At 28.2% G+C, this 7600-nt stretch carries 7 protein-coding genes; 3 read left to right on the top strand and 4 right to left on the bottom strand.

What is annotated here, in order from left to right; translation table 11 throughout:
- Window positions 1-112 precede the first annotated feature (112 nt).
- From xerD to EDD60_RS14585, 3 genes are read left to right on the top strand one after another with little or no spacing between them, the layout of a single operon-like run.
- A complete protein-coding gene (gene xerD, locus EDD60_RS14595; RefSeq protein WP_066450661.1) occupies window positions 113-1021 on the top strand; it encodes a site-specific tyrosine recombinase XerD in 909 nt (302 codons plus the stop codon).
- 1 nt (window position 1022) lies between these two features.
- A complete protein-coding gene (locus EDD60_RS14590) occupies window positions 1023-2207 on the top strand; it encodes a phosphopentomutase (RefSeq protein WP_066450659.1) in 1185 nt (394 codons plus the stop codon).
- A gap of 9 nt (window positions 2208-2216) precedes the next feature.
- The gene (locus EDD60_RS14585) at window positions 2217-2489 is read left to right on the top strand and encodes a hypothetical protein (RefSeq protein WP_066450657.1); all 273 of its coding nucleotides are present in this window, start codon (window positions 2217-2219) and stop codon (window positions 2487-2489) included.
- Window positions 2490-2584: 95 nt separating this feature from the next.
- On the opposite strand, the gene EDD60_RS14580 is transcribed toward EDD60_RS14585, so the two are convergent.
- The 4 genes from EDD60_RS14580 to EDD60_RS14565 all read right to left on the bottom strand — a co-directional run bounded on the left by EDD60_RS14580 (window position 2585) and on the right by EDD60_RS14565 (window position 7552).
- The gene (locus tag EDD60_RS14580) at window positions 2585-3010 is read right to left on the bottom strand and encodes a hypothetical protein (protein ID WP_066450651.1); all 426 of its coding nucleotides are present in this window, start codon (window positions 3008-3010) and stop codon (window positions 2585-2587) included.
- A 292-nt stretch (window positions 3011-3302) separates the two neighbouring features.
- Window positions 3303-4454 (bottom strand): MFS transporter, encoded by a 1152-nt coding sequence (locus EDD60_RS14575; protein ID WP_066450648.1) that lies wholly within the window; start codon window positions 4452-4454, stop codon window positions 3303-3305.
- A 168-nt stretch (window positions 4455-4622) separates the two neighbouring features.
- Window positions 4623-6326 carry a GNAT family N-acetyltransferase gene (locus tag EDD60_RS14570; protein WP_066450645.1) on the bottom strand — a complete coding sequence of 568 codons (1704 nt, stop codon included), beginning with the start codon at window positions 6324-6326 and terminating at the stop codon, window positions 4623-4625.
- Window positions 6326-7552: an ATP-binding protein gene (locus tag EDD60_RS14565; RefSeq protein ID WP_066450642.1), complete on the bottom strand. Its 1227-nt coding sequence runs from the start codon at window positions 7550-7552 to the stop codon at window positions 6326-6328. The genes EDD60_RS14570 and EDD60_RS14565 overlap by 1 nt, the downstream gene beginning before the upstream one ends.
- Window positions 7553-7600: the final 48 nt, after the last annotated feature.

Raw genomic sequence — 7600 nt, 5'->3', positions numbered from 1 at the left:
GAGACATAAATCTCATATGAATGCAAAAAATCATTTCTATTAATGTGAATCCTTTTATAAAAACGATGTTATTTAAAGAGAGTTTTTGATATAATAAAAAAGGTGATATATTTTGAAATGGAAAGATGCTTTAAGAGAATATAAACAATATATGATTGTTGAAAAGGGATATAGCCAAAATACAATCGATAGTTATATGCGTGATTTATTAGATTTCTTTAATGTTATTAATGAACAATATCACATTGACAATATTGAAGATATTTCAAAAGACCATGTGTATCTTTATCTTAAAGAGATGAAAAAACACTTATCGACATCATCTAGCAATCGACATATGGTTTCCTTACGACAATTCTATGTTTTCTTAGTCAAGGAAAATATTGTAAAACAGAATGTAATGAGTGCCTTTGAAATGGCGAAAAAGGAACAATATCTCCCAGAAGTATTAAGCAAAGAAGAAATCAACCAACTTCTTGATTCTGTAGAAATCAGTGATCCGATTTCAGCTCGAAATAGGTGTATGATGGAAGTTCTCTATGCTTCAGGATTAAGAGTAAGTGAGATGTGTTCTTTAACGTTATCAGCAGTTAATCTTAATAAAGGGTTTATTAAATGTATAGGAAAAGGGAATAAAGAAAGAATTGTACCGATGAATCATCGTTGTTGTCAATTACTAAAAGAATATATTGAAGAATATCGGCCACAATTATGTGAGAAGAATACAAGTTCATACCTTTTCATCAATAATAAAGGTATACCTATTAAACGTGATGATTTTTATCATATTCTTCAAAAACTTGTGCAAAAAAGTGGTATCAAAAAACATGTAACTCCGCATACTTTGCGCCATACATTTGCAACCCATTTACTAGAAAATGATGCTGATTTAAGATCTATTCAAGAAATGCTTGGACATAGTGATATTTCCACAACAACAATCTATACACATGTTTCTCAAAGTAAAACCATCGATAAATATAAAAAGTTCCATCCAAGAAATCAGAAAGGAAGAAAATAACATGAAAAAGTATAAAAGAGTATTTTTAATTGTATTAGATTCATTAGGAGTAGGGGATGCATGTGATGCCGCTGCATTTGGTGATGAAGGTGCAAATACCCTTGGACATATTTGTGAAAGTGTAAATGGTTTAGATCTCCCACATTTAGAAGGCATGGGTCTTGGGAGTATTGGAAATTTTAAAGGAATTCATTCTTTAAAAAATCAATTGGCATATACTGCACGTTTAGAAGAAGTTTCTAATGGTAAGGATACCATGACAGGACATTGGGAAATGATGGGATTACATATTACGAAACCTTTCCAAACATTTACAGAAACAGGATTTCCAAAAGAATTTATTGAATTATTTGAAGAAAAAACTGGTCGTAAATGTGTTGGAAATTATGCTGAGAGTGGAACAAAAATTTTAGATGATTGGGGAGAACATCAGATAAAGACAGGGGATTGGATTGTTTATACATCAGCTGATTCAGTTTTTCAAATTGCAGCCAATGAAGAAGTCATTCCGTTAGAAGAACTTTATAAAGCTTGTGAAATAGCAAGAGAAATTGCTATGGATGATAAATGGAAAGTTGGACGTATTATAGCAAGACCATATATCGGAAAAAAGAAAGGTGAATTTGTTAGAACTGCAAATCGTCATGATTTAGCTTTAAAACCATTTGGTAAGACTGTTTTAGATAGTTTGAAGGAAAATCATATAGATGTTATAGGAATTGGAAAAATTCCGGATATATTTGTAGATCAAGGCATTACTAAAAAAGTAAAAACTGTTTCAAATGCTGATGGAATGCAAAAAACAACAGATATTGCAAAAGAAGATTTCACAGGACTTGCTTTTTTGAATTTAGTTGATTTCGATGCAGTTTTTGGACATAGAAGAAATCCAGAAGGTTATGGACAAGCTATTGTAGAATTTGATCAACAACTAGATGAATTATTATATTATTTAAATGATGATGATTTATTGATGATTACTGCAGACCACGGAAATGATCCAACTTATAAAGGGACAGACCATACGCGTGAAAATGTGCCATTAATTATTTATAGCAAATCACTTCAAAGCCCAAGACATTTAGGGTTGTTAAAAAGCTATGCAGTTATTGGAGCAACAATTGCTGATAATTTTGATGTTGAAAATCCAGGCATTGGTGATTCATTGCTTGAACAAATCATTTAAGGAGTTATTATGGATAATCAGAAAACGAGAAAAGTTATAATCATGTCATTAGCAGGATTATTAATAGGCAGTTTGTTATTTATTTTTGGGATTTCTTTACAAGGTAATTTATGGCCCTTAATAACCAATTATTTGATTGCGATGGCAATGTATGTATGTTCATTTTTAGCTGTATATAATAACAATCGTCAAGATCCACAACCAATATATAAATATATAATGGTTTTAAGCGTATTTATTGGTTTGATTGTGACAATAACAGCATTATCGAATATTCTATAATTCACATAACATATATTATGCGAAGTTATAAATAATAATTATTATTGATTTTAAATTTAAAAGAGTAGCTGGCTGCCACTCTTTTTCTAATGTTTTTATTCACTTTCCCATGGATGAATTGAACTGTCTGAAATATTTGCTATGTTATCTAACAGCTTATCAATATTGTCTTTTGAGGATATATAATAATTATCTTGCCCATCATCACTAATGATAACAATATATTCTTCTAATTTTGTGTTATATATATGTACACTTTCCCCATCAATAAACATTTGTGGCTGTTCACCAAAATAAACTGTTCCTTCACCATAAGTATCAATAACTTGTTTTTCTTCTACAGATTTTAATTGTTTGATAAATTTACTAATAGTCGTTACTTCATCTGACGTGTATTCAATTTTTGTATTTGTATATTTATCAATGTAATACATATTAGATTGTTTTTCTTTTAGAGCAAAGAAAGATGCAATAATAATTATGAGTATTATTGAAACTAAAATAATTAAAATTTTTTTCATATTAATATTTTCCTTTTTTTATAAAATAATTATCTGCTAGTTTCATTATAGAATGAATTCTTCTGGTCTTCAATATAAATTACATATTTCTAAAAACTATCTATGTGAACTTAAAAATAAAAAAAACTACCTAATAAAGAGGTGTGGAGAATTGTTGAGGCTTAGTAAGGGGTCTATTCTTATTGATATCTATTAATTATGTATAAATAATTCACATAAAATCTACACTATGGAAGTTAAGCGTATCTATAAAGAAAAAGAGCCTTTATTGAAACAAGACTCCTTTTTACTGTTATTTTTGATATCTAAGCCATAAAGTATAACAGATAATCGATAAAAAACTAAAAATTACCCCTAACATCATTGCATATGACAAATGAAAATCGGCCAATCTCCCAAAAATTAAATTTGTAATAATAGCAACACTGTCCATCATAACAGCATTTAAACTTAAAAGTGTAGCACGATTTGTTGTTTCGATTTGTTGATTTTGAATTTTCATTTGTAGTGGCTGTAATAAACTAAATGAAATACGCATTCCTACAATTGCAACAATTGAAATAATCGGAATATAAGTTATTGTGAGTGCGCTACAAGCTATGAACATAGCTATTAACAAAATAACAATCAACCGTCTCTCCCCTAGTTTATTTGTCAAATACGTTGAGAAAAGACCTAACAAGCCACAAAGCGTTGTAACAATATAAATATATCCTATTTGTTGGTTGTTTAACCCTCCAGCAATAAACTGTAATTGATTTAAGAAAGTTGTTATTGTTTGATGAGTTTCATTAAATAACGCAATTGCAATTAAAAACAAAAGAAATGCCTTATGCTTCAAAAACTCTTGAAAGCAATCACGAAAATCATTTAATGAAAAAGAGGAATTTGATTCATCCTGATCTTTCACTTCATCTAAACCTAAAGATAAGAAAAAAGCAATAGCATAACTTATCATTGTTAAAAAAGCTGCTTCACGATAATGATCACGAATAAAGATTGAATAAACTCCTGCAGCAAAAATCAACCCTGTAGTTCCTAAATTATTATAGATAGAAAATACTTTTTGTGATTGCTGTGGTGGAGCTGATAAATATAAAATACTTGAATCCAAACCAGATAATCCTGCAATAACAACACTTAATATAATCCTTTCAATTAAAAAAGCTGTAAAACCATTTGCTCCATAAAAAACAATTTTACTAATAAAATAAAGCAAAGAACAAATAATCATTGATTTCTTATACCCTATTTTATCTGCAACAACACCCCAAGGGATTTCTAATAAAATAGCTAATGCTAAAGAAACACTTTCAATAAATGTAATTTGAAAAACTGTTACACCTACACTTTGACGATACAAAGTTGCTATAGGTCCATAAAATACCATGCCTTGTAAAAGAGACATTGCATACATTATTCTAATATTCTTTTTTGAGTACATAAAAACCTCCCTATTTATACACATAAAAAATAGAACTTATATCTTTATTTATTTATTTTTTAATGGGTATCAAATAGGTAGGTTCATCCTTTACACATCCTTTAACTTTTTTTATCATATCAAATTTTATTTAATAAGTAAATAAAAAAATCAGAATAATTCTGATTTTTAGTAAATTTCATTAATATATTTATGATTATCCACAATATCTTCTTGAACTTGATTTGACATCATGGTTATAATTCTTTCTTTATCTCCGTCTATAGCTATATTCATATCCCCTTCTACCTTCAATACTTTTGCTGAATTTTTAAAGTAAGATAACATTTTTAAAATGGCGTCATTATTTAAATAAACACATTCACTTACATAGATTTCATTTTCATCTTCATGATAAATAAGATAACCATGATTTTCAAAAATAAGAATTTGATCATCAAAAATATGACATCGATAAATCAATTGTTTCCAATATTGTTCATCTCTTATACAATACTCATCTAAAGAGCTTGTATAAGCTTCATAATAAGCTTTTAAAAGGTTTTCATCATCAGTGGGCATCAATGGTTCAAAACCAAGTTTTGATTTATCTACAGTAATAATTTGATGAAAATGAGATGCATTGAATCCAAAAGGACGATAAATATCAGGTACATATGCTTGTAAATAGATTTTTTTATCTTCATATCGTTTTAAGACATCATTTAAAAGATATTTCATACACCCTTGTCCTTGATACTCCGCTTTTGTACAAACACCTAATATAAAATAACATTCTTCCTCGATTTGATGATTTTTAATCATCATTGAATGAATCTGTAAAACTGAAATAATCTCCTGATAATTCTTTAAAACAAAAGTATTTTCTTTTTGATAAAGATTATCAAAATAATAATGTGTTGTTTCTAAAGTTTCATCAACAAAAGATTTTTTCCATAAATCAATAATTTCATTAAAATCATCATCACTTGCTTGACTCACACATAACTTTTTTTCATAAATACAATACTTATGAATCATTTTTAATGGATGTAAAGATTGCTTAGATTTACGCAAGTTTTCTAAGCCCATATCTTCTTCTCTATTGACATATTTTTCATCAGGAAAATGATGTTCTAATAACTCTTTTAAAATTGCAGGATAAAGTCCTCGAATTTCTTTATTTGCTTTTTCTACATGAATTTGAATTGTCGAATGCTTTAAGCGTGAAGCAATTATAAAAGCCTCCATTTGTTCATCAATAAAGATACCTCCTACTTCAAAATCCAAAAGATGTTTTGAAGATAATAATGACATAATACCACGAACTTCACTTGTCATCGATTCACTCAAATCATCTTTTTCAGCTTCCCACTTATTCAAACATTGTAAAATAGTTTCAAAATCTTCAGTCAAATCTAAATCACGATAAACATAATGTGGATGTTCTTTTAAAAAGGCATTATAATGATTTCTTCTTTTTTGCATTTTCTTTCCTGATAAAGTTTGAAGCATTTGACGATCATAAATGTAATCATCGTTATAAGGGGTTCTTTCAAATAATAATTGTTCATGATAATCTTTTTGAATTATTTCAACAAATGATTCAATTGCACAATCTATCATAAATGGAAATTGATTTTGATGACTGTAATCAATCATATAATCAATCGCTTCTTTATAATATTCGGGTGCTGTAAAAGGCATAGCCCAAAATTTCATTCCTTTATAATTATGTAACATCACTAAGAAATGCTCATGAATTTCATATTGAATATGATACTCATGATTCCACATCATCATTGTTACAAAATTGGAATTATAACCTTCATAATTTGCTAAATCTAAATACGGTTTAATAATTGGATAATCTTCTAATTTTAATTCTTTCATTATTTCTTTCCAAGCAACATATGAATAAACTGTTTTGCAGTTCGCCCAGAAAAACCTCCATTTCTGATTTCCCACTGTAATGCTTTGTCATGTAATTCATCTTCATCCATATCCAAATGATAAGCACTAGCTAAACCATCGATAATATCCAAATAATGTTGTTTATCAGGATGAATATACATAATCTGTACTCCAAAACGTGAAACAAGTGATAATTTTTCTTGTTTAGCATCATTGTTATTAATTTCTTGATCATGATTTCTATCATTCCAAGTTTCTTTAATAAGATGTCTACGATTACTTGTCGCATAAATCAAAATATTTTCTGGTTTCTTTTCTAAGCCACCTTCAATAACAGCTTTTAGATATTTATATTCAACCTCAAATTCTTCAAATGATAAATCATCCATAAAAATAATAAAACGATATTGACGATTTTGTAATTCATTGATAATTTGTGGCAAAGCAATAAATTGATGCTTATAAACTTCTACCATACGTAAACCATCTTTATAATATTCATTTAACAATGCCTTAATACTACTAGATTTTCCTGTTCCACTATCACCATAGAGTAAAACATTATTGGCTTTTCTACCATTTAAAAAAGCTTCTGTATTGGCTTTTAAACGTTCTTTTTGACTTTCATAACCAATTAACTGTTCTAATGTATTATTCCCAATATGTTCAATTGGTATAATCTCATTATCTAAATAACGGAAAGCTTTATTTAAACCATATTTTCCTACTCCATATTGACGATAGTGATTATATAATATTTCATAAAATTCTGCTACTGATGTGCTCTTTGAAAGCATAATTTGTAGCTTTGTTAATAAATCATAAATTTCTTGATTAATAATTGGCTTACTATGAGGAAAATCAATAAATAAATCTTTATATAGTGGATTAAGCTTAGAAAAATCAAAATGATACATTTGATATAGCATCTGCAGATCATTCATAATCACTTCTTTTAAAGCTTCAGAAATAGGTTGTTTTCTTTCCAAAGATAAAGTAAATGAATTTTCATGATGAGCTAATAAATACGTCAGTAAGCTTTGAAATAGATGTCCATGTAAATCATAACGTTCAGCAAGTGTAAGCATTGTAGCAATAAAATCTTCTTCATTTAAAAGTGATTCATCTTCAATAAATGATAAACACTTTTCAACATCTGCATCTTTTGTTAAATGACGATAAATAATTAAATGATCTAATAACATTTTTTATACCTTCTTCCTTATAGTTAAAAAAGACGACAAACATCGCCT

Origin of the sequence: Longibaculum muris (assembly GCF_004343035.1) — a bacterium.
Classification (GTDB): Bacteria; Bacillota_I; Bacilli_A; order Erysipelotrichales; family Coprobacillaceae; genus Longibaculum; species Longibaculum muris.
Note: the sequence above shows the minus strand (reverse complement) of the source record. Positions and strands in the feature narration are given on the sequence as shown.

Coding starts and splice junctions, on each gene's coding strand:
- EDD60_RS14590 (WP_066450659.1), top strand. CDS start 1,023: ATGAAAAAGTATAAAAGAGTATTTTTAATTGTATTAGATTCATTAGGA.
- EDD60_RS14585 (WP_066450657.1), top strand. CDS start 2,217: ATGGATAATCAGAAAACGAGAAAAGTTATAATCATGTCATTAGCAGGA.
- EDD60_RS14580 (WP_066450651.1), bottom strand. CDS start 3,010: ATGAAAAAAATTTTAATTATTTTAGTTTCAATAATACTCATAATTATT.
- EDD60_RS14575 (WP_066450648.1), bottom strand. CDS start 4,454: ATGTACTCAAAAAAGAATATTAGAATAATGTATGCAATGTCTCTTTTA.
- EDD60_RS14570 (WP_066450645.1), bottom strand. CDS start 6,326: ATGAAAGAATTAAAATTAGAAGATTATCCAATTATTAAACCGTATTTA.
- EDD60_RS14565 (WP_066450642.1), bottom strand. CDS start 7,552: ATGTTATTAGATCATTTAATTATTTATCGTCATTTAACAAAAGATGCA.